Genomic DNA, 22,605 nt, shown 5'->3' with positions numbered 1-22,605 from the left:
ATAAGTCATGGGGAGCTGAGAATAAGCTTTGATCCATGAATTTCCGAATGGGGCAACCCACCTGACAGTGCTCTGTTGTTTACTTCGGTAATCAACAGGATGCTGAACCAGGTATTCTTTACCTGAATACATAGGGTTTAGAAAGCAAACCCGGGGAACTGAAACATCTAAGTACCCGGAGGAAAGGAAATCAATTGATACTCCCCTAGTAGCGGCGAGCGAACGGGGACCAGCCGAGCCGTAATTGTGATTGGAATGACCTGGGAAGGTCAGCCAAAGTGGGTGATAGCCCCGTACAAGAAGCATGATCGGACGTATTAAGTAGGGCGGAACACGTGAAATTCTGTCTGAAGATCGGAGGACCACCTTCGAAGGCTAAGTACTCCTTACTGACCGATAGCGAACCAGTACCGTGAGGGAAAGGTGAAAAGCACCCCGACGAGGGGAGTGAAACAGTTCCTGAAACCGGACGCTTACAAGCAGTGGGAGGGCCCTTGAGGCCTGACCGCGTACCTTTTGTATAATGGGTCATCGACTTGGTCTCACGAGCAAGCTTAAGCCGTTAGGTGTAGGCGCAGCGAAAGCGAGTCTTAATAGGGCGACTTAGTTCGTGGGATCAGACCCGAAACCGAGTGATCTAGGCATGACCAGGATGAAGGTTAGGTAACACTAACTGGAGGTCCGAACCCACACCTGTTGAAAAAGGTCGGGATGAGTTGTGCCTAGGGGTGAAAGGCCAATCAAACTCGGAGATAGCTGGTTCTCCGCGAAATCTATTTAGGTAGAGCGTCATCCGAATACCCCGGGGGGTAGAGCACTGGATGGGTAATGGGGCCCCACAGGCTTACTGATCCTAACCAAACTCCGAATACCCGGGAGTACTAGATGGCAGACACACGGCGAATGCTAACGTCCGTCGTGAAGAGGGAAACAACCCTGACCTCCAGCTAAGGCCCCTAATTCATGGCTAAGTGGTAAAGCAGGTGAGACGACCAAAACAACCAGGAGGTTGGCTTAGAAGCAGCCATCCTTTAAAGATAGCGTAACAGCTCACTGGTCTAAACAAGTTGTCTTGCGGCGAAAATGTAACGGGGCTCAAGCCATGAGCCGAAGCTGAGGATGCACATAGTGCATGGTAGCGGAGCGTAGTGTGACATAATTCCACGCCTCTTTTGCATCGCTTGCGGTGCATAGGAGGCAGGGAATTTTCGATGAAGCCCGGGCGTGAGCCATCGGGTGGAGAGATCACTAGCGAGAATGATGACATGAGTAGCGACAAACAGGGTGAGAGACCCTGTCGCCGAAAGTCCAAGGGTTCCTGCTTAAAGCTAATCTGAGCAGGGTAAGCCGACCCCTAAGGCGAGGCCGAAAGGCGTAGTCGATGGGAATCAGGTTAATATTCCTGAGCCAGTAGGATGTGACGGATCTCGAGGGTAGTTCATCCTTATTGGATTGAATGGGCTGCTTAGAGGTTCCTGGAAATAGCCCTACATGAGATCGTACCCTAAACCGACACAGGTGGACTGGTAGAGAATACCAAGGCGCTTGAGAGAACGATGTTGAAGGAACTCGGCAAAATACCTCCGTAAGTTCGCGAGAAGGAGGCCCGGTTTCCAGGCAACTGGAGGCTGGGGGCACAAACCAGGGGGTGGCGACTGTTTACTAAAAACACAGGGCTCTGCGAAGTCGCAAGACGACGTATAGGGTCTGACGCCTGCCCGGTGCCTGAAGGTTAAAAGGAGGGGTGCAAGCTCTGAATTGAAGCCCAGGTAAACGGCGGCCGTAACTATAACGGTCCTAAGGTAGCGAAATTCCTTGTCGGGTAAGTTCCGACCTGCACGAATGGCGTAACGACTTCCCCGCTGTCTCCAACATCGACTCAGCGAAATTGAATTACCTGTCAAGATGCAGGTTACCCGCGGTTAGACGGAAAGACCCCGTGCACCTTTACTACAGCTTCAGACTGATATCAGGTCAAGCATGTGCAGGATAGGTGGTAGGCTTTGAAGCATGGACGCAAGTCTGTGTGGAGCCTTCCTTGAGATACCACCCTTGCTTCGCTTGATATCTAACCGCGGTCCGTTATCCGGATCCGGGACCCTCTGTGGCGGGTAGTTTGACTGGGGCGGTCGCCTCCTAAAGAGTAACGGAGGCGCGCGAAGGTTGGCTCAGATCGGTCGGACATCGATCGTTGAGTGCAATGGCAGAAGCCAGCCTGACTGCAAGACTGACAAGTCGAGCAGAGTCGAAAGACGGCCATAGTGATCCGGTGGTCCCAAGTGGGAGGGCCATCGCTCAACGGATAAAAGGTACGCCGGGGATAACAGGCTGATGATGCCCAAGAGTCCATATCGACGGCATCGTTTGGCACCTCGATGTCGGCTCATCTCATCCTGGGGCTGGAGCAGGTCCCAAGGGTACGGCTGTTCGCCGTTTAAAGAGGTACGTGAGCTGGGTTTAGAACGTCGTGAGACAGTTCGGTCCCTATCTTCCGTGGGTGTAGGATATTTGAGAAGAGTTGCCCCTAGTACGAGAGGACCGGGGTGAACGATCCACTGGTGGACCAGTTGTTATGCCAATAGCAGTGCTGGGTAGCTATGATCGGACAGGATAACCGCTGAAGGCATCTAAGCGGGAAGCCCCCTTCAAAACAAGATATCCCTGAGGACCGTGGTAGACCACCACGTCGATAGGCCGGAGATGTAAGCGCAGCAATGCGTTCAGTTGACCGGTACTAATTGTCCGATAGGCTTGATTTGATCCAGTAGAAGCCAGGAAACTGGTTGGATTAATCAAAAGCATACACACCATAATGGTATATTTGGCTTGGAATTTCGATAGGTTTTTTCGGTTTGGTGATCATAGCGCAAGCAAAACACCCGGTCCCATCCCGAACCCGGCAGTTAAGTGCTGTAGCGCCGATGGTACTGCGTCTTAAGGCGTGGGAGAGTAGGTCATCGCCAAACCTAGAAAACCTATTGAACTCGTGTATCTCTCTCGAACGATGGCAATTGGCGCGGGATGGAGCAGTCCGGTAGCTCGTCAGGCTCATAACCTGAAGGTCGTAGGTTCAAATCCTACTCCCGCAACCAACTCAAATTGCGATTGACCCGCCCTTGTGGTGGGTTTTTTGCGGTTTAGGGAAATGCCAAGGATTCCAGCAAGATCGCCCCTCACATCGATGAGCATTTCGTCGTCAGTCAGCGTCAAAATGATCGTAACCACCCCATTGGCACCGCCTGCCTGACCCTGGGGCTTTGATCTAAGGCACGTATTTAACGACGTCGTTAGCGACGTGTCTTATGCGGGGTCTGCGATGCGCGGCGAAATTCTTGGCCTGGAACGGCGGCGTTTCTGGCATGACGAGGACAAACTCGAGATTGTCACGTCGGTTGGTGTTGGCGGGGCGACGGTAACGCAGGTGGCGCAGCGTCATGAGATTACGCGACAGCAGGTTTACGCCTGGCGGCACGAACTGAAGAAGAAAGGTCTGTGGTCCCCCGATGCTGGGGCGCTCTTCTTTCCGTTAGATATTCCGGATGCGGCCGGGGTTCCGGTGCCGCAGCCCCCAGTCGCCGAAACGGCGCCGCCGGGCGCGGTCGAATTGCGTTTGCGGGGTGGTCGCTGTTTGCAGTTTGACAGTGCAATGGACCCGGCCGCGCTGACGTCCCTGATCCGTGCGGTGGAAGCCGCATGATCGGCCCTGGCACCGGTGTTCGCGTGTATTTGGCCTGCGGGGTGACGGATATGAGGAAAGGGATCGCAGGTCTGGCGGCACTTGCCCAGGATGTGCTGCGGCAAAAGCCCACCAGTGGGGCGGTGTTTGCATTCCGGGGACGGCGAGGTGACCGGCTGAAGTTGCTTTACTGGGACGGGCAAGGCTTTTGTCTCTATTACAAGGTTTTGGAGCGTGGCCGCTTCCCTTGGCCGAGCGCCAGGGATGGGGCGGTGCGGATGACTTCAGCGCAGCTTGCAATGCTCTGGGAGGGTATTGATTGGCGGCGTCCGGATTGGGGTGTCCCACCCGCGCGTGTCGGGTGATTTTATCACCGATATCAGTTATTTATATGGTGTTTAGGCCTGCTTTTTGGTAGGCAGGCGCATGTCAGGTCCTGCTGAAAATTTGCCAGATGACCCCGCTGTATTGAAGGCGATGATCGCCGCTTTACAGGCGGAAAACGCCAAGATATCGGCCACACTCCGTGTGCACGACCAGCTGGTTCAGGCCCTGCGTCTGCGGATCGCCAAACTCCAGAAACTGGCTTTCGGTAAATCCTCTGAAAAGATCGAGCGCGAGATCGAACAGCTGGAACTGGCGCTCGAAGACCTGCTGGTTGCGGTGGCCGAGGGTGATGAGGCACCCATCGACGAGGGGCAGGATGAACGGTCGCCGGAAGAGCCCTCTGCGCCCTCGCTGCGTCGACGTCCACGTGTCTCGGATGCAACCCCGCGCGAGCGCCGCGAGCTTGATCCCGGTGCCTGCTGCCCCGACTGTGGCGGCGATCTGCGTGTGGTGGGCGAAGATGTCAGCGAACTCCTCGATATGATCGCCGCCCAGATGAAGGTGATCCAGATCGCCCGGATCAAGAAGTCCTGCCGCCGCTGCGAGCGGATGGTGCAGGAGCCCGCGCCAAGCCGCCCGATCCCGGGCAGCATGGCCGGTCCGAACTTGCTGGCGCATGTGCTGGTCTCGAAGTTCGACGATCACCTTCCTTTATATCGCCAGCACGAGATCTACGCCCGTATGGGTGCAGATATTCCCGAAAGCACGCTCGTCGGTTGGTGTTGCCGCGCCATGAAGACGCTGTCGCCGCTGATTGAACGGATCGAGGCAGACATCATGGGCAGCGATCTGCTGCACGCGGATGACACGCCGATACGGGTGCTGGATCGCACAATGCGCGACAAGGGGCTTGGCAAAGGGGTCAGCCAAGGCCGTATCTGGGCCTATGTGCGCGACCAGCGACCTTGGGCAGGGGCCGCACCACCCGGTGCTGTGTATCGGTTGGCGCCGGATTGGAAAGAGGAGCATGTCCTGAGCCATCTGGCCAACGCCCGAGGCATCCTTCAGGCCGACGGTTACAAGGGCTACGCCAAACTTTACGAGCCTGAACCCGATGGCGTGCCGCGTTTGCGGGAGGCGGCCTGTTGGGCGCATCTGCGGCGCGACTTCCATGATTTTTGGGCCTCGACCAAGTCCGAGATCGCCCGCGAGGCGCTCGACCGGATCGGAAAGTTCTACGATGTCGAGCGCGACATCAACGGCCAGTCTGCTGACCTCCGCCATGGGGCGCGGCAAAAGTTGAGCCGCCCGCAAGTCGAAGCCTTCTTTGCCTGGTCCGAACAGCAGCTTCTGCGCATTCCGGGCAAAAGCGATCTGGCCAAGGCCTTCCGCTATGGTCTCAGTCGGCGGGACGCCTTCAGCCTGCTCCTGACCGATGGGCGTGTGGCCATCGGCAACAATCCCGCCGAGCGGGCCTTGCGTCCGATCGGTATAGGACGGAAAAACTGGCTCTTCGCAGGAGCCGATACCGGTGCGGAAACCCTGGCCCGCGCCATGACCATCATTGAGACAGCCAAGCTCAACGGCCTCGATCCCCTGGCCTATCTCGCCGACATTCTTGACCGCATACATGATCACAAGATCAAAAGGCTCGATGAATTGCTGCCGTGGAATTGGACGCTGCGGGTCTCGAAAACCGACAGTCAAGCCGCATAAGCTGCGGCATCAATGGGGCGGTTACGGTAAAAGCGCGGCTGACCTGCCTGTGTATAGTTGTCTTTGCCCAAATTCGTGCGAATGCAGGACTACACCGCAGGCGCATCAGATCAGTCATTTCGAATATTTCCTCAAGAATATTCATGATCCGATGCGCTGATCGCCTCGAACCTCCGGCGGGATACGAATGCTGATTTTCAGGGATGTTATCGCGACCCGGAGTTGACCGGATCGCGACGGCAACAGGGTCAATCGTAGAGCACGGCCTGAATTTCGGGGTCGTCGATATTCGACTGATCGTAGTAATAGAACCCTGTGTCGATTACAGGTTCCAGCGTCTCTCCATTCAGGGCGGCGACGGCCGCCTTGACGGTTTCATAGCCGATGCCGACCGGGTTCTGGGTGATCGCGCCGGACATCAGCCCTTCGCGGATCGCATCTGTCTGCGCCTTGCCGGAATCGTATCCGATGATCGCAAGGCCGGTCGTGCCGGTTTCGCGGATCGCATTGACGATACCGATGGCCGAGCCCTCGTTGGTTCCGAACATGCCGTTCAGATCCGGATTGGCGGTCAGGATCGCCTTTGCGACCTCAGTCGATTGCAATTGATCGCCTTGACCATATTGGACCGATACGACCTCAATGTCCGGATACTCGGACTTCATCCGGTTCAGGAACCCATCGCGCCGGTCGATACCGGTGCGGCTTGTCTGGTCGTGCGCAACGACGGCGACCTTGCCGGACCCGCCGATCATCTCGGCCATCTTGTCGGCAGCCAGCGCGGCGGCGGCGACGTTATCGGTCGTGGCCGTGGTGACGGGAATGTCGCTGTCGACGCCGCTGTCGAAGGCGACGATCGGGATGCCTGCCTCGCTCGCCTGGCGCAGAAGCGGGATCGCGGCCTGGCTATCAAGCGCGGCAAAGCCTACGGCGGACGGATTGTTCGCCAGGGCGGCGGCCAGCATGTCGATCTGGCGGTCCACCATCGTCTCGTTGTCCGGCCCTTCGAACGTGATGCGGACCCCCAATTCGTCCGCGGCCTGATCAGCACCGGATTTGACGGCCTGCCAGAACTGGTGCTGGAAGCCCTTGGAGATGAGGGGGATGTAGATCTCGTCCGATTGGGCGAATGCGGCGGGGGCCGATCCGAGGGCGAGCGTGACGCTTATGGCGCCGAGTATCGTGCGACGTGACAACATTTTGGTTCCTCCTTGGTTGTCGTTATTTGCCGGTGCGGCGTGCGCCCCGGATGGTTTCTCTGGATCAGCTGCTGCGTTTGCGACGCATCATGTCCGCATAGACTGCCAGAATAATGATCGCGCCGGTCACGACGGTCTGCCATTCCTGCGCCACCGACAGAACGCGCAATCCGTTTGTCAGCACCGCCATGATCAGCGCGCCGATCAGCGACCCCAGTATCGTGCCGCGTCCACCGGACAGGGACGTGCCGCCGATCACGACGGCGGCGATTGCCTCCAGTTCGTATCCAAGTCCGAGCGCGGGCTGGGCCGAATTCAGGCGCGATGCAATCAGCAAACCGGCAACGCCGACGATAGACCCTGACATGGCATAGATCGCGATTTTCCAGCGGTCGGTGTTCACCCCAGACAGCCGCACTGCCTCCTCGTTCGAGCCGAGTGCGTAGCAGTAGCGTCCCAGCACGGTGCGCCCCAGAATGTACGCGGCAAGACCAGCTACGATAAACAGGATCAGCACGCCGTTGGGGATCGGCAGCAAAGGCAGAACCTTGCCGATCAGCGACCCACGCGAAATTTCGGAGAACCCCGGAGTATCGTTGAAGTAAATCGGGCGGGTGCCCGAAATGACCAGCGACAGACCCTTCAGAATCAGCATCATGCCAAGGGTCGCGATAAACGGCGGGATTTTCATCTTGGCGACGAATGTACCCGACGCCAGGCCGCATCCCGCACCGGTCGCGATTGCGGCGATAACACCCAACAGCAATGGTAGCCCGGCATAAGTCAGCACGACGCCGGTGATCACTGCGCAGAACGTCATCATCGTACCGATCGACAGGTCGATGCCGCCGGTGATGATGACCAGCGTCACGGCGACAGCCAGCACACCGTTCACCGATGTCGCCTGCAGGATGGCGATCATGTTCGACGTCTGCATGAAGTTGGGCGATGCCAGCGAAAAGCCGATCAGCAGGATGATCAGGCTGGTGAAGGCCAGCACCCGCTGATGGGTTCCGGCGGCGACAATGCGCGACACGGCTGATTTCGGAGCATGGGTGGTCGTGGTGGTCGTGGTCATGTCAGTCTCCCGCCGGGGCCAGCGCCGTATCGCGCCGGGTCGCCAGTTCCATGATTTGTTCCTGTGTTGTCGCTGGGCCGCCCGGAAGGATGCCTGTCAGCCGCCCCTCGCACATGACTGCGATGCGGTGGCTCAACCGCATGACCTCCGGCAGTTCGGAGGAGATCACGATGATCGCCCGGCCCTGCGCCGCAAGGTCCTGTAGCAGGCGATAGATTTCGGCCTTTGCGCCGACATCGATGCCGCGCGTCGGTTCGTCGAAAATCAGAATATCGCAGTCGCGCAGCAGCCATTTCGCCATCACCACCTTCTGTTGGTTTCCCCCCGATAACAGCCGCACGGCCTGCATGTCCGATGGGGTACGGATGCCCAGTTGCGCGATGTGGTCCTGCGCGACGCGCTTCATCGCCGCTTCGTCCAGCACGCCGGTGGACCCCGTGAATCGTTCCAGACTGGCCATCGCAATATTGGCGCGCACAGTCATGTCGGTGGCCAAACCGAAGTGCTTGCGATCCTCGGACAGGTATCCGATGCCGACCCGGACCGCATCGTTTGGCGTACGGATATCGACGGGGGCCCCGCCGACATCGATCTCGCCTGCGTCCCTTGGATCGGCGCCGAAAATGATGCGCGCCACTTCGGTCCGACCGGCCCCCATCAGACCAGCGAAGCCCAGGATTTCACCGCGCCGCAGGGCAAAGCTGACGTTGCGGACATCGCGACCGCGGGTCAAGCCGCGAACCTGCAGCGCGACCGGGGCCTGTGATGTATCAGGGATTTCGGGGGTGGATTGCGTAACCTCGCGCCCGACCATCAACGTGATGATCGTCGAAAGCGGCGTTTCTGCCACATCCAATGTGTCGATATAGGCCCCGTCGCGCATTACCGTCACCCGGTCGGCGATACGCTTTATCTCGTCCATCTTGTGACTGATGTAGACGATCCCCACGCCGTCGGCGCGCAACCGCGCGATAACCGCGAACAGCTCGGCGATTTCGGCATCGTTCAGGGCGGCAGTCGGCTCGTCCATGATCAATACGCGCGGTCGGTATGATAGTGCCTTGGCGATTTCGATCAATTGCTGTCGGGCGATGGTCAGCGACCCGACAGAGGCACGAGGGTCGATATTTAGCTTCAGTGCATCGAAGATTTCGGTTGTCTGGCGGTTAAGCTCGGCCTCGTCCAGCCGCCCGAACCGTAGACGCGGTTCGCGCCCGATCAGGACATTCTGCGCCGCCGTAAGGTCATTCATCAGGCTGAGTTCCTGATGAATGATGCCGATACCCAGATCCTGCGCGGCGCGCGGCCCGTCTAGGTAGACAGTCGTACCGTCGACCCGCATCTCGCCGCCGTCGCGGGCATAGATGCCGGACATGATCTTCATCAGTGTCGATTTGCCCGCACCGTTTTCGCCCATCAGTGCATGGACCTCGCCGGGCATCAGATCGAACTGCACGGATTTCAGGGCGTGAACGCCTGGAAAGTGTTTCTCGATGCCTTTCATCTCGACAAGGTATGTCATGCGCGGTGCCCTCCCAAGCCCGGTCGCGTCAGGTCGTGACGCTCCCGTACAAGATCGTTACCCGCTTATTTGCACGATCCGTTCTGGTATGATCACGATTCATGTCGCCGTGCGCCGCAGTCGATTGGCCCACTCAATCCATACGTTGCCAGAAGCATCCTGCATGATTGAATAGGCCCTTGGCATTGCTGTTCCTCCCGATCATGACGCAGCGGCATTCACCATGAAGAACAGGCGTAGTTTGACATGATGCACCTGTCAACTAACATGCCAGTTGTGAGGTATCTTGAAGGCGGCAGGTATTGTGGTGACCAGAACCGAAGGTCTGATTTCCATCGACGGTTTGGATGGCTCGCTGGCGCAACGGGTGTATCGCGCCTTGCGCGGCGGGATACTCGACCTCACGTTCAATCCAGGTGCGGTTCTTCGCAAGGGGGCAATCTGCGAACAGCTTGGCGTATCTCGCTCTCCCGTCTCGGAAGCTTTGGCACGCCTGTCAGCGGAAGGTCTGGTCGACGTCATTCCGCAATCCACAACACGTGTTTCGCGGTTTTCGATGAACGAAATCCGCGAAGAGTCCTTCCTGCGCGAAGCTGTCGAGCTGGCCGCGACTGTGCGGGTCGCGGTGGAACGGACCGATGATCAACTGGCCCAGCTATCAAGAAATTTGCGGCTGCAGGCATTGCTGATCGAAGATCGGGACTTCCAGGGTTTTTTCGAAGCCGACGAAGCCTTCCATGATCTGATCCTTGGATTCACAGGATTTCCCAATGTCGCGGCGGTGACGACGCAGATGTCTCTACAGGTGCGTCGTGCGCGGATGCTGATTTTGCCTGAGGAAGGCCGTCTGGCCGAGACGCAGGACGAACATGTCGCCGTTCTGAATGCGATCAGGGATCGCGATGCCGATGCAGCATGCCACGCCATGTCACACCATCTGCGGCAGTTGATTTCGCGGGTGGAGCCGCTTGAACGGATGCATCCCGACTACTTCCGGAGCCACTGAGGGCGGTCGCAGAATTTCCGCGACGCGCCCCCCTAGCGTCGTCAGTAGTCGGTTTCACCCTCGACAACGTCTGGGTCGAAATGACCGATATCGGGCGCGGCCGATTTCAGGCGGAGATAGCCAAGAACGCGATTGTCCCGTTTCGGATCGACCACCAGCATCTCGCCCTCATATACGCTGAACTCGGTCAATTCAGCGATATTGGTGTAATGCGTGATCACAAGCATGGGACCGCTTGCACCGTCTCCGCTCCAGGCGCTGATGAGCTTGCGCATCGCGGTCACATTCGGGGCACCTTGCAGCGACAGAAGCAGATTAAGGTCCGGGACGGTCTGGATCGACACGTCATCCAGGGCCTTGGGGTCGGCATCCAGCATCCCCGCGCGCAAGGCGTCCAGGGTTTGCTGATTGCGACACCACTGGCTTACTGCGATCCGGCCGGGCACGATGTCGTTGGCGACCATCAGAATGCCCAACTCGCGCATCTGCTGTTTGCCTTCTTCGGTCATCACGCGCTGATTTTCACAGTCGTCCGGTGCCACATCGGCCGGATCGCGCTTGGACCAGTCGGTGGGCCCATGTCGCATCAAAAGCACGATGTCGTCCCGGAACAACTCTTCAAGCATCTGCCACGGTTCGAACCGGAGAACTTCCTTGACGGAGCGGGTCGAGTCCTCGCTGCCCATCGTAACCGTCATTTCCCCCGCGAAGCCCGAGACGCGGGTGATATTACCGGCAATATCGCTGACCAAATCACCGGACAGGTCCTGAGCGAACAGTGGAGTTGCCACCAGCGTGGCGGCGATTGCATAGGCTTTCAACATGAGATGTCCTGATTTGACCGGTTGATGGGGTATGATCGTTACAGATCGCGTGCAAGTTGTTCGGACAATTGCTGCCATGCGGCCTCGTGGGCGGCTATGATCGCGGTATAGCTGGCCAGATCGACGACAGGCGTAACGATGGCGAAGGTGCCGACGCGGTCGCGCCCGACTTCGGATTTCATGGCATAGGTGCCGGTCAGGCGGAGCGTACTGTTGGCCTGCACGATCATGTCGTCGACGAAGATCGAAACTTCGACCTCGGGGAAACCGGACAGCGGCCAGGGCTCGGAGGCGACACTGGCGTCGGTTATGACGTTGAGTTGCCGCGTCAACGCGCCCTGCATCGCCCGATCGGGCAAATCGGCCCACAGGCGGCTGGTGTCGGTGCTCAGGCTGCCGTCCGCCTGCTGAATCGGTATTTCCTGATTGATCGCATATTCCGGCATCGACACATCGTTGATCTGCACGGTGTCAGCGCGAACGTTGACGCGTACGTCCGACACGGTCGGAGGCGGGGCGAAATACAGCGTCTGGCCGCAGCCGGCAAGAAGGATGGCAAGGGGCGCAAGGCGCAGGGCAAACGGCAGTGTCATGGCTTCAGCGTCCTAGCAGCAGAGAATTGGGGTTGCGTTCGATGGTGCGCGACAGGGACGAGACGTCCTCGGCGGCACGGGTGGCGGCACGCAGTGCGGCATACAGCTCCGTATTCACGCGGCTGCCGTCGCCATAGGTGCCCAACAGGCTTCCTGCCTGCGTGGTCAGTGTCTGAAGCCGATTGACCAGCGCGGGCAGATTCTGGGCCGCGACCCGGACGCTGTCGGCCGCACCCGAGGCCGAACGCAGGGTCGAATTCAGATTGTCCAGTGTGCCACCTGTACGGATCGTCTCGATCGTCAGTCGCAATTCTTCCAGTGTCTCGGCCAGGACGACGGGTACGTCGTCCGCCTCGTCCGATGACAGGAAAGCGTCAGCGGTCTGCATCAGTTGGGTGGTGGAATTGACCAGCTCATCCAGCGCCAGCTGGTTGGCCTTGGCGCTCAGCTCCGACAGATTCTGCCCCAGCACTTCAGCTTCGGCCATGACGCGCTGCGCGGAGGCGCTCAACTCCGGCAGGTTGACGGTCCCCTTCGCGATCGAAGTGGCAGCATCGGCAGCAGCATCCAGTGCGGTCGTCAGGCGGGTGCCGGCCTCCTGCGCGGCCAGCTGCGCGGTCAGCGTTCGGATGTCGGCGGTAGTCGCGGCCAGATCGGACAGGATCGTCGTCACCTCGGGCGAGGTGATCAGGTCGCGGCTGTCATCCAGCAAGCTTCGCGCCGACGCGGGCAGAGCTTGTGTGTCAGCCGACGACAAAAGCGCCTCCGCGGCGGCGACCACACCGTCGATTTGCGTGCGCAGGGTGTCCAGATCGGCGGTTCCGCCTGCGACATTGGCAGCCGTAGTGTCGATGGAGGCCAGTGCCCGTTCGACCGTCGTGGCCAGCGCGGTGCCGTCGAAGGGTGCGATAAGAGCGCGGATATCTGCAGTCGCGGCTGCCGTGTCGGCAAGGATCGCCGCCAGTTCCGGACCGCTGACGAATTCAGCAGTACCTTCCAGCGTCTGACGTGCAAGGCCGGGCAAGGCCTGCGCATCTTCTGAGCTGATAAGACCGTTCACGCCGTCCAGCGTCGTTCTGACGATGCCTGTCAGCGCATCCAGATCGGCCGTTCCACGAGCGATATTCTCGGCGGCTTCAGTCGCGGCGACCAGCGCGACGTCCAGCTTCGTTGCGACGTCCTGCGCCGCAATGGCCTCCGTCACGCTGCGCAGATCGCCGGTGATTGTCTCGATGTCCAGCAGGATCGATGCAACCTGCGGCGAGGAAAGGATGCCTCGTCCATCGCGCACCAGTCCGCGTCCGTCAGACAGCAGAGCCAATGCCTCGGCAGGAATGGCGCGGGTGCTTTCGTCGCCTGCGATGCGGTTGATGTTGTCCAGAAGATCGGTGGCAGCCGCCAGCAACTCCTCGATCGGCAAGTCGTTGATCCGCCCCAGCACCGATTCCGCGCTCGCTGTCAGCCCCTGAATGTCCGACGGCAGACTTGGCATCAGCGGATTGTCCACGATACCGATCTGAAGCGATGCGCCTTCTTCAGCCTCCGGGGCGTCGATCAGGTCGATCGCAAGGTCGCCGCCCAGAATGGAGGTCGAAACCAGTTTGGCGCGGACGCCGTTGCTGACAAGCGTTTCCACGAAGTCTATAGCCTGCAAGTCGTTCTCGTATGTTTCCAGACCCATCTTGCCAGGCTGGAGCGCCATGACGGCCAGAAGCTGCACCCGTCTGTCGGGATCATCGGGCATGATGAAACCGGTAATCTGCGCGACAGTACCGACCTGAATACCCTGAAAACGGACTGGCGCGCCTTGGGTCAGTCCGACAGCCGCCGTGGGGAACAACGCCGAGATGCGAATGGTCCGGTTCGCCGGTGCCTCGAATGTCGACGCGAGCGCGGCAGGCTCGTCCTCGAAAATGGAAAAGACCTGGCCACTTTCGATCGCGTCGCCGCCGGAAATCAATGTGTCGAAGTTCACGCCCCCTTCTAGGATCGATGCGATGGATCCGATCCTCAGGTCGACGCCGCCGGTGCCCAGCGTTGCCGACACGCCAGACGCGTCCCAGAAGCGTGTCGCCGTCGATAATTGCCGGTCATAGGGTGATCGGATGAAGGCGTCGACGCGCACTTCGGTTCCATCGGGCGACAGGCGTGGCGTGGCGACCTCGCCAACTTCTATACCACGATACAGGATGGGCGCGCCCGGTCCCAGGCGCGAACTGTCCTTGGCCCGCAAGACGATGGCCGTGCCCTCTACGCCCGGCGGAATGATCGGCGCGCGTTCGTCGCCAAGAAAGGCGACCTTGGTCGCACCGACCGAATTGTCCCATGTGCCTTCGATGTATGTGCCCGACAGGATCGTGTTCAGGCCCTGCACACCGCGCGCACTGACTTCGGGCTGGACCACCCAAAAACTTGCGTCATCATCCAGATAGGGCGCGATTTCCTTGTTCACGCGGATGTAGACGTTCACCTGGCTCAGATCCGCGGTGAAGCCCACGTCCTCGACCACGCCGACTGTCACTTCGCGGTAACGCAGTGTCGTCTGGCCTGCGGTTACCCCTGAAGCATCGGGAAAGGTCACCGCAATCAGAACGCCGCGGTCGGACCATGACTGCCACGCGATTGCCAGCGCGATGATTATCGCGATGATCGGCACCAGCCAGACGGCGGATATTATGCCGCGTCGCCGCCGTGTACGTTCGGTTATCGGGGTAGCGGGGCGGTCGGAGGGTTCAGTCATTTCGAGCTTTCTTCCGAGATAATCTCAATTTCATCCCAGATGCGACGGCTGTCAAAGCTCATGGCGGACAGCATTGTAAACACGACGGACAGGGCAAAGCTGACGGCAGCGATGCCAGGATTGATCGTGGCGATAAGGTTGAACTGCACAAGCGCCACCAGAATGGCCACGACGAACACGTCGATCATGGACCAGCGCCCGATCCATTCGACCAACTCGAAAAGATGTAGAAGATTGCGCGGCTTATGTCCATGTGGGCGCCGAACGACCATAGCAAGATATGCGATGGCAATGAACTTGCCGACTGGGATGACGACCGACGCGAAGAACACGATGAATGCGACGCCCCAGGCGCCATATTGCGCCAGTTCGATCACGCCCCCGACGATTGTCGCATCGGATTCGCGGCCCATCGTCCGGGTGATCAGCATCGGATAGAGGTTAGCCGGTATGTAGAACAGCAACCCCACCAGCCACCATGCGAAGACCCGTTGCAACGACGTGCGGTCACGGCTCTCGAGACTGCTGCCGCATAGGCCGCAGACCTCCGTGCCTATTGGCCAGACGCGTGTACACTGACGGCATCCGACCATGCCGGCATCCCGTGCCGTCAATGCAGCTAACGTTTCGATGCCATGTCCAGAGCCGTCCATACCGAATATTTGCTCATCTGTGTGTCCTGAAGGGCTGTTATGAAGACAATTGCGGCAAAGGACCAGAACGCGGGACCCATTGACAACGTCGCCAGGTCAGCGAGCTTTACCAGTGCAACGGCGACACCGACCATGAATATCTCGGCCATGGCCCAGGGCTTCACCGTTTCAGCCAGCCGCAGCATCGTCTTGGCCCCCGGCAGAGGAGGGCGGTCGAACGACAAGGGACCAAGCGCCCAGACGATCGCGCTCAAGCGCGCCACGGGCAGGATGATGACGAAAAACGCGACTGCGATGGAAAGAGGTGCCATTACGCCTTCGCTGAAGCTCATTACCGTCTGGAAAACCGATGCCCGGCTGGTGAAGACGCCGTTGCGCAATTCCAGAAACGGATAGAAAACCACGATCGACATCAGGATCAGGGCTGTTGTGGCCAAAACCACGATCCGGATGATCGCTTCTGGCTGGCCGACCGCGAGCACCGTGTGACATCGGATACAGCGCAACCGGATACCGTCGGGAACCTCGCCCACCTCGTGGAGGGCATCGCAGACCGGACAGCACAGGATATTGTCGCTCGGCGTCATTGCCTCAGTAGTCCTTTTCGTAGAACAGCCCCAGCGACGTTGCTCCAGTCGCCCCAGCCGATCCGCGCACCGTCAGGTTTGGTGTCACGTCAAGGTTCAGTGAAATCTCGGCCTCGCCCTTCTGGTTTATCTCCACATCAGTATAGACGTTGTCGGAAACGTATTTTCCTGCGCGCAGGGCAACATTCCCGTCTGCGTCTGTTGTGACATCAAGATCATCCAGCCCCGCGCTCCCGCGCAGGTTGTCCAGCAACCCGCCACTGCCCCGACCTGCCAGAATGGCAATCGAATTCGCGAGTTGAAGCGCCTGTAGAGGCGATAGCTGGCTCAGGTCGCGCCCGAAGAAGATCTGCGCGACGATTTCCTCCTGCGGGACCTCGGGTGTGGATTCGAACGTGACTTCAATGTCATCGGCCGGACCCTGCATCACGATAGACGCGGTGATCGTGTCGGTCTCGGTCACGGCGACAAGCCTGATGTAAGGCATGAAGCTGCCCAGGAAAGTGATACGCCCTTCGTCCAGATCAAACCGCTGCTCCAGAATGTCCAGACGACCACGGACCAGCTCGAACCCGCCGGTTGTCACCATGTTGTTCGTCGTTCCGGTCAGTCGCAGCGTTCCGCCAAGCTCGGCATCCAACCCCCGCCCGCGCACGAAGATGCGACCCGGAGCATTGATCGTAAGGTCCAGCCCGTAGCCCGGACCCGTTGCCACCTGCGCCGCGCCATTCGCAGGCTCGCCATTGATGGACTGCCCGGCCAGTTCAAGCGTCCGTTGTACCGGCCGCGGGGACGAGACATGGCGGATGTCCGGCAGATCGCCGATGGCCGTCAACCCGGACGAAGGGACCGCGATTTCGGCTTCGTTTATATTGATCGTGCCCCCGATGATCGCGCCGCCTGTCAACGGCCCGTTCACAGCCAAACGCCCCGAGACCTGGGCGGTGTAGAGCTTGGGGTCAGACAGGGTGACATCGAAATTGGCTGCAAGACTTGCGTTGAACGGGGCTGAAAGGGTGACCGGACCGTTCAACTCGATCCGCCCGCCGGTCTGCGGCGCAGCGGTCAGCGCGATCTGCGCCTCGCCGCCCTGCAAAGTGACGGTTGTGTTGATATTGTCGAACCCGTTCTGCAACGAAGGCAGCGACAGCGCCGTATTCGTCGTCGTGATCGTGCCCGTCACACTGTCAAGCGACGGAGGGCCATTCACATTCAGATCGAAGCGCGCGATGCCGGTCAGACGGTTGGGTGCCAGCGCGGTGTTCGCCAGGCCCAGCGGAGCCGATCCATTTACCGAAAGATTCAGATTGCCATCCGTGCCGACATCGCCTGCGACGGCGGCGGTGGTTCCCGACGGGCCGTCCAGATTGATGTCCAGCGCCCAGGCGTTGTCGCGCTGCTGGGCCGTGCCAGTAACCCGCAGGGGGCCGGGCAGGTCGGGGACCAGCGGCGCGATGTTCGGCACCGACAATGTGAAGGTGGCCTGGGGGGAGGGTCCCGTCAGCACGCCCTGTGCGGTCAACGTCGAGTTGAGAGGCCCCGAGGCATCCAGATCAGTGGCCCATTGTCCATTTTGCTGAAACAGGCGACCCGATGCATTTAGCGCGCCATTCAATCCGGGTGCAAAGACCGCGACATTACCTACGCCCAGTCGGAAATCGAGGGCGGCATCCGGTCCTGTCGCGATGCCCGTGACGCTGGCCGAGAGGGCCTGCGCGCCATCTACATCTGCGGTCACGCGCCATTGTCCGCCGGTTTGTGTTGCGGTCACGTCGTAGTTGAGCGGGCCGCGAAGTTGCGGGACCAGTGCGCCTGCATCGGGCACCTGTCCGGTTGCGGTGATATCGGGCACGCCGTCGACCAGATTGACCGTCGCGTCCAGCGTCGCGGAATACGGCCCGGTGCCGTCCACGTCGATGCGGAAGCCGGTGTCGGTTCGTAGGGCCTCGCCCGCGACAGACACACCGCCGGGCACGGGGACCAAGGGGCTCAGGTCGTCGATATCGGCGGTGAAGTTTACCCGCAGCGGTGTGCGTGTCAGAATTGTTCGAGCCGTAACGCGTGCGTCATAGGGCCCGTTGATCGAGACATCCGCAGCCCAGTCCGTGCCCGTCTTTTCAAGCGTGCCATCCAGATCGACACGTCCTTCGATGGCGGGCACGACGTCCGAAACCTGTGGAATGGTGCCGGCAAATTCGATCTTGGGCATGTCGCCGGTTACCGGGCCCACCGCGCGCAGCGTGATATCCGACGGCGCTGAAATTGAGGTATCGACAACCCAGGCCCCGCCGATCTGCGCCAGCGTTCCGTCAAGCGAAACCGCACCTTGCAGCGCAGGCGTTTCGGCCAGCGCCGGAACCGGGGCGGTCAGATCGGGCAACAAGGCCTCGAATGCGATCTCGGGGGCGGGTCCGGTGATGCGGCCCGCGACTTTTGCGGTCAGGTCATAGGGACCGGCGGCATCGACGTCGACCGACCAGATGCCGTCCGTCGCGAAGGCCCGTCCGTTCACGCCCAGCCCGCCCGGCACGCCGGGGGCAAACGGCTCCAGTCGCGGGACGGTGGCAGCGAACGTCACGTCGGGTGTCTCGCCCGTCAGCGTCCCCGATGCCGATACTGTAACCCCCTCCGGTGCCAGCGCGTCGAGCGTTCCCTGCCACGCGCCCACTTCGTTCTGCGTGGCATTCACAGCAAGTTCGATCGGTCCGTCCAGACGCGGATCGATGCGCGTTCCGTCTGCAAGCCGTGCGTTGAAGGTGGCCTTCGACCGTTCGCCCTGCAGATAGGGCGCGGAGTCCTTGGACAGCAGTGCCGCACTTCCGTTGGCCGTCAAATGCGCGTTGCCCAGCCGAAGCGCATCCACAAAGGTGCCGTCGACCGTGCGCTGCGTAGCCAGTGTCAGCGAGGTCTCGCCCTCCAGCACGGCATCGGCCTGCGGTATGTTCAGCGCCAGATCCTGCGCGACCGCTCCCAGCATCAGATCGAAAGTGCCTGCCAACGGCGCATAATCACCCGTTACCGTTGCGTCGGCGGTCCCCGAAAGATCCTGACCCGAAATGCCGGACAGACGGCTCAGATCCTCGAACATAGCAGCCAGATCCAGCGTGACGGTCAGCGGCCGTTCAGCGTCGGTGTTGTCGACCTCGATGGTGCCGCTCAGACCATAGCCCGGACCGCTCAGCCTCAGGCCGGTCAGGCGCACCGGTTGCCCGGATTGCCATGCAACGTCCGCGTCCAGCGACACACGCGGCCCGACCGCCTGCGCCAGCGCCGGATTGGTGAACCCAAGCTGGTTCAGGGCGGACGTGATGGTTGCCGTTGCCGTCTCGACCACGCCGTCGCGGCGGCTCAGGATGCCGGTCGCGGAAATCGCGGCGTCGCCCAGCGTTACGGTTGACGAGGAATATTCCAGCAACGACAGGTCCAGCGCCCAGTTGTCCGATACTGACGCGTTGTGGCGGATCGACAGATCAGCCTCTCGCAACTGGCTGTTGGCAGCGCTTGGCAACAGGACCGTCGTCCCATCTTCGGCAGCGACACGCCCGGTAATGTCCACGAAGACGGGCCAGCCGTCCGCGCCAAGCCGGGCCTCCCCGTTCAGCGACAATGCCTTCGTCCGCAGGTTCAGCGTTTCGAGATCCAGCCGCCCGTCGGTGCGTTGCAGTCCTCCGACCACAAGCGCGACGTCGTCACCGAAGAAATCCTGATACCTGGGGGCGAAAAGCGAAGTGACATCGCCACCCAGATCGACGGCGAAGCGGCGCCCGTCTTCGGTTCCATTAAGGGTGACCTGACCGCCAAGTCGTTCCACGCCGTCCGATGCGATGGCAATATCAGCGACGAAAGCGTCCAGTGGTCCATCGCCCTTCACAGTCAGTTCGATGGCCGGTCGACCGGGCAATTGCAGAAGGGTCGCGGCGATCCCGCCCTGTGCCTCGGCCACGTCCAGATCGACGGACAGATTCTGCGTGTCGCGGTCATAGGACGCGGCGATCGAGAACGACCCCGTTGTCCCGTCCAGCCGCTGCGCCTCGATCGTTGCCGTACCGGACCCATTGGCCAGCTGCGCCGAAGCATCGAGAGAAAGCGCCATTTCCTGCCCCAGAAGGGCAGCCCCGAGTTCGATACGCTGGGCCGTGAGCGCCTGAATATCGACCGATACCGGCAGGTCCGGCAGCGAGAAACCACTGGCCCCTGCATCGGGCAGGGCCTCGACTCCTTCGGCGGGCAGGGGCGCGCGTTCCAGCGCGATCAACTCTGCCGAAAGCTCCTGTACCTCGAGCCGTCCGCGCAACAGGGCCGAACGGTTCCAGTCCAGAACTACGTTTTCCATTCGCAGCCAGATGCCCTGTTCGTCCGAAATCTGAAGCACGTCGATGGAAGCCGCCGACGACAGCGCGCCGGAAAACCCATCAATGCGAACCGAAAGGCCCGGCGCGGAAAGATTGTCCTCGATCAGACCGGCGAGGAAACCACGGTCACGTTCCTCGGTAGTGCTCTGTGCCAGAACCGGGAACGGAACCTGAGCAGCGGCCACGACAGCCAAAGGGAGGAAAACACGGCGCATTTTCATTCAGAAAGCCTGACCGATACCGATGTAGATTTGCAGCCCCGACGGGTTGCCGGGACCAGATACCGGCACACCCAGATCAACTCTGATCGGTCCGATACCTGTATTGTAGCGCACGCCAAGGCCCGCGCCAGCATGGCTCTCACCATCCGAGAACCCGGCATCGGCGCTGATCATGCCATAATCGACGAAACCGACGATGCCGATTTTCTTCGTTACCTTTTGCCGCAGTTCCGTCGACAACCCGACGAAGGATTTGCCGCCAACTTTGTCTCCGCTTGGCAGGGTCACGCCAAGTGCCTGATATTCCTGTCCACGCACGGTGCCACCACCTCCCGAATAAAACAGATACTTGGACGGAATTTCGTTCAGTTCGGGTCCAACCACGCTGCCCAGTTGCAGCCGGGCGGCAATGACGGTGCCGTCGTCTGCTCCGAAACCCTGATACCCGCGCAGATCGGCAGTGAAGATGGCTCCTGTGCCCGCCGTTTCGAAGCCGACAAAGGGGCGCAGGCCCGCTTCGATGTAATAGCCGTCGCTGGGGTCCAAATTGTCGTTGCGCCGGTTGTATGTCATTTCCAGCGGGAAGGATGCGATCGAGAAGTTGCGATCGCCGAATGCATCACGATCCTGACTGTATTCATATCCGATACCATAGGAATACTGGAACTCGTCCGACACGATCCGCCGCGCGCCACCTTCGATGTAGGCCCTGTCGGAACTGAAATCCTCCTCGTCCACGCGCTCGATGCCGCCATTCACGAACAGGTCGGTTTCCGGATTGAAGGTCGCGGGGCGATTATAGGCAAAGGTCAGGCTGTAGTCGGCCCCGCCCGAATTGCCGGCGATCCCGTCGACCGCCCCTTCGATCCGCAGACTGTCGGCATAGCCGGTCAGGTTCCGGTGCAGCCAGTAGGCGCTGGTCGAGATGCCCTCATCCGTCGCGATCTCGGCACCGAAGCCGATCCGCCGCGGCAGACGTTCGACCACCTGAATGGCCATGTTCAAGGTATCAGCGGGACCGATCTCTTCGGATTCAACGATTGCAACGGACTGGAAGGCGCCGGTCCTTTGCAGGCGCTGCGCAGACGCCTGAATCTGACCGGGATCGAACGTCTGACCTTGGCGCAGATCTGCGATCTTCAGGATCTGGCCTTCGCGAACGTCCTTGGCACCTTCCACGAAGATCGGACCATAGCTGAGCTTAGGGCCGGGTGCGATGATCAGACGGACATCCAGCCGGTCGACGTCATGATCAGCAACGATCTCCTGATCGGCCAAACGGGCTTTGGCATGGCCTATATTGCGCCAGGCTTCGACGCTGGCGGAGGACGTCCGTCGCAGAACATCTGTTCCGGCGATCTGGCCGGGCGCGAAGCCCTCAGGAATTTCCGTTCCGCTTGCCAGCGGTCCGACTTCTGCGGTGCGGAACAGGAAGCGCGGTCCCGGCTGCACATCGATGCGGATCGTGCCGATTGGGTCGCTGGACCCGACAGCCGGTAGATTGGCGGCCTCGACCCCGTCGATCTTGATGCTGATGACGGGACCGAAATGTCCTGCTTCAAACAACACAGCCAACAACCTGCGGTAGTCGGATTGCGCAGCCGCGACGAGATTACGGCGTTCGGTCTCGTTCTCGTCGATGGCCTGAACCGTCAGCGAAGCATTCCGCAAACTGTCCTGAAGATCTTCGTCCGCAGGCAGGTTCAGATCCAGTTGCGCAGCACCGGATGGCGCGGCCAGAAATATCAGGGCGAGCCCCGTAGCAATCAGTCTCTTCAAGATATCCCCATCCCGATGGCAATTCGGCCATAGGCCGATCATAGGGTCTTTTCCGTTTGCAGCCGCCCAACCCTAACAGGCGCGTGTAAGTGGTGGAAGTATATAGTCCGGTACATGGCGCGGAATTGTACCGTCTCCAGTCATGGTTGCGCTCACAAGTGCTTTTTCTTCTATTTTGTGCACTTTCGGGAACTCAGCGACAGTCGGGGACGTTCATTGCTTGCGCCGCCCCGATCTTCCGGGCCAACCGCGCGAGGACGCGCGATCCGGAAGGGGGGCGGCGATCATGGTCAGGTGCCAATCCGGTGTTTGTTGCGAGGGCTGTACTCGCC

The 22,605-nt window shown here is 60.2% G+C and carries 14 protein-coding genes, 1 tRNA gene and 2 rRNA genes (1 of these 17 only partly in view); 7 read left to right on the top strand and 10 right to left on the bottom strand.

The window, feature by feature from the left end; all coding sequences use genetic code 11:
• The 6 genes from BMY38_RS00955 to tnpC form a co-directional block, all read left to right on the top strand.
• A 23S ribosomal RNA gene (locus tag BMY38_RS00955) occupies window positions 1–2,759 on the top strand (it extends 71 nt beyond the left edge of the window).
• Window positions 2,760–2,851: 92 nt separating this feature from the next.
• Window positions 2,852–2,966, top strand: a 5S ribosomal RNA gene (gene rrf / locus BMY38_RS00950).
• Window positions 2,967–3,015: 49 nt separating this feature from the next.
• A tRNA-Met gene (locus BMY38_RS00945) sits at window positions 3,016–3,092 on the top strand.
• 224 nt (window positions 3,093–3,316) lie between these two features.
• Window positions 3,317–3,697: an IS66-like element accessory protein TnpA gene (tnpA, locus tag BMY38_RS00940; RefSeq protein ID WP_092758917.1), complete on the top strand. Its 381-nt coding sequence runs from the start codon at window positions 3,317–3,319 to the stop codon at window positions 3,695–3,697.
• On the top strand, window positions 3,694–4,041 hold the full coding sequence (tnpB, locus tag BMY38_RS00935) for an IS66 family insertion sequence element accessory protein TnpB (protein WP_092758915.1): 348 nt from the start codon (window positions 3,694–3,696) through the stop codon (window positions 4,039–4,041). The genes tnpA and tnpB overlap by 4 nt, the downstream gene beginning before the upstream one ends.
• A 61-nt stretch (window positions 4,042–4,102) precedes the next feature.
• Window positions 4,103–5,719, top strand: a complete 1,617-nt coding sequence (gene tnpC / locus BMY38_RS00930) for an IS66 family transposase (RefSeq protein WP_092758913.1) — start codon at window positions 4,103–4,105, stop codon at window positions 5,717–5,719.
• A 248-nt stretch (window positions 5,720–5,967) separates the two neighbouring features.
• Here the strand turns inward: tnpC and BMY38_RS00925 are convergent, their stop codons facing one another.
• The 3 genes from BMY38_RS00925 to BMY38_RS00915 form a co-directional block, all read right to left on the bottom strand.
• A complete protein-coding gene (locus BMY38_RS00925) occupies window positions 5,968–6,918 on the bottom strand; it encodes an ABC transporter substrate-binding protein (RefSeq protein WP_092758911.1) in 951 nt (316 codons plus the stop codon).
• 64 nt (window positions 6,919–6,982) lie between these two features.
• Window positions 6,983–7,996, bottom strand: a complete 1,014-nt coding sequence (locus BMY38_RS00920; protein ID WP_092758909.1) for an ABC transporter permease — start codon at window positions 7,994–7,996, stop codon at window positions 6,983–6,985.
• A 1-nt stretch (window position 7,997) separates the two neighbouring features.
• Window positions 7,998–9,518 carry a sugar ABC transporter ATP-binding protein gene (locus tag BMY38_RS00915; RefSeq protein ID WP_092758907.1) on the bottom strand — a complete coding sequence of 507 codons (1,521 nt, stop codon included), beginning with the start codon at window positions 9,516–9,518 and terminating at the stop codon, window positions 7,998–8,000.
• A 307-nt stretch (window positions 9,519–9,825) separates the two neighbouring features.
• Between BMY38_RS00915 and BMY38_RS00910 the strand changes: the two genes are divergently transcribed.
• A complete protein-coding gene (locus tag BMY38_RS00910; protein ID WP_245737461.1) occupies window positions 9,826–10,524 on the top strand; it encodes a GntR family transcriptional regulator in 699 nt (232 codons plus the stop codon).
• A 41-nt stretch (window positions 10,525–10,565) separates the two neighbouring features.
• On the opposite strand, the gene BMY38_RS00905 is transcribed toward BMY38_RS00910, so the two are convergent.
• From BMY38_RS00905 to BMY38_RS00875, 7 genes are all read right to left on the bottom strand, one after another.
• Window positions 10,566–11,348, bottom strand: coding sequence for a histidine phosphatase family protein (locus tag BMY38_RS00905; protein WP_092758905.1), 783 nt, complete (start codon window positions 11,346–11,348; stop codon window positions 10,566–10,568).
• A 38-nt stretch (window positions 11,349–11,386) separates the two neighbouring features.
• Complete coding sequence (locus BMY38_RS00900) at window positions 11,387–11,941, bottom strand: PqiC family protein (protein WP_092758903.1); 555 nt, start codon at window positions 11,939–11,941, stop codon at window positions 11,387–11,389.
• A gap of 4 nt (window positions 11,942–11,945) precedes the next feature.
• Window positions 11,946–14,681 (bottom strand): PqiB family protein, encoded by a 2,736-nt coding sequence (locus BMY38_RS00895; RefSeq protein ID WP_092758901.1) that lies wholly within the window; start codon window positions 14,679–14,681, stop codon window positions 11,946–11,948.
• Window positions 14,678–15,178: a paraquat-inducible protein A gene (locus BMY38_RS00890; RefSeq protein ID WP_342707721.1), complete on the bottom strand. Its 501-nt coding sequence runs from the start codon at window positions 15,176–15,178 to the stop codon at window positions 14,678–14,680. Before BMY38_RS00890 ends, BMY38_RS00895 begins: the two co-directional genes overlap by 4 nt.
• Window positions 15,179–15,300: 122 nt before the next feature.
• On the bottom strand, window positions 15,301–15,921 hold the full coding sequence (locus tag BMY38_RS00885; RefSeq protein WP_092758897.1) for a paraquat-inducible protein A: 621 nt from the start codon (window positions 15,919–15,921) through the stop codon (window positions 15,301–15,303).
• 4 nt (window positions 15,922–15,925) lie between these two features.
• Window positions 15,926–20,494 (bottom strand): translocation/assembly module TamB domain-containing protein, encoded by a 4,569-nt coding sequence (locus BMY38_RS00880; RefSeq protein WP_092758895.1) that lies wholly within the window; start codon window positions 20,492–20,494, stop codon window positions 15,926–15,928.
• Window positions 20,495–22,273, bottom strand: coding sequence for an autotransporter assembly complex protein TamA (locus BMY38_RS00875; RefSeq protein WP_175495730.1), 1,779 nt, complete (start codon window positions 22,271–22,273; stop codon window positions 20,495–20,497).
• Window positions 22,274–22,605: the final 332 nt, after the last annotated feature.

Source organism: Jannaschia helgolandensis (assembly GCF_900109285.1).
GTDB classification, from domain to species: Bacteria; Pseudomonadota; Alphaproteobacteria; order Rhodobacterales; family Rhodobacteraceae; genus Jannaschia; species Jannaschia helgolandensis.
The sequence above is the reverse complement of the archived record's forward strand: the minus strand, read 5'-3'. Positions and strand labels throughout refer to the sequence as shown.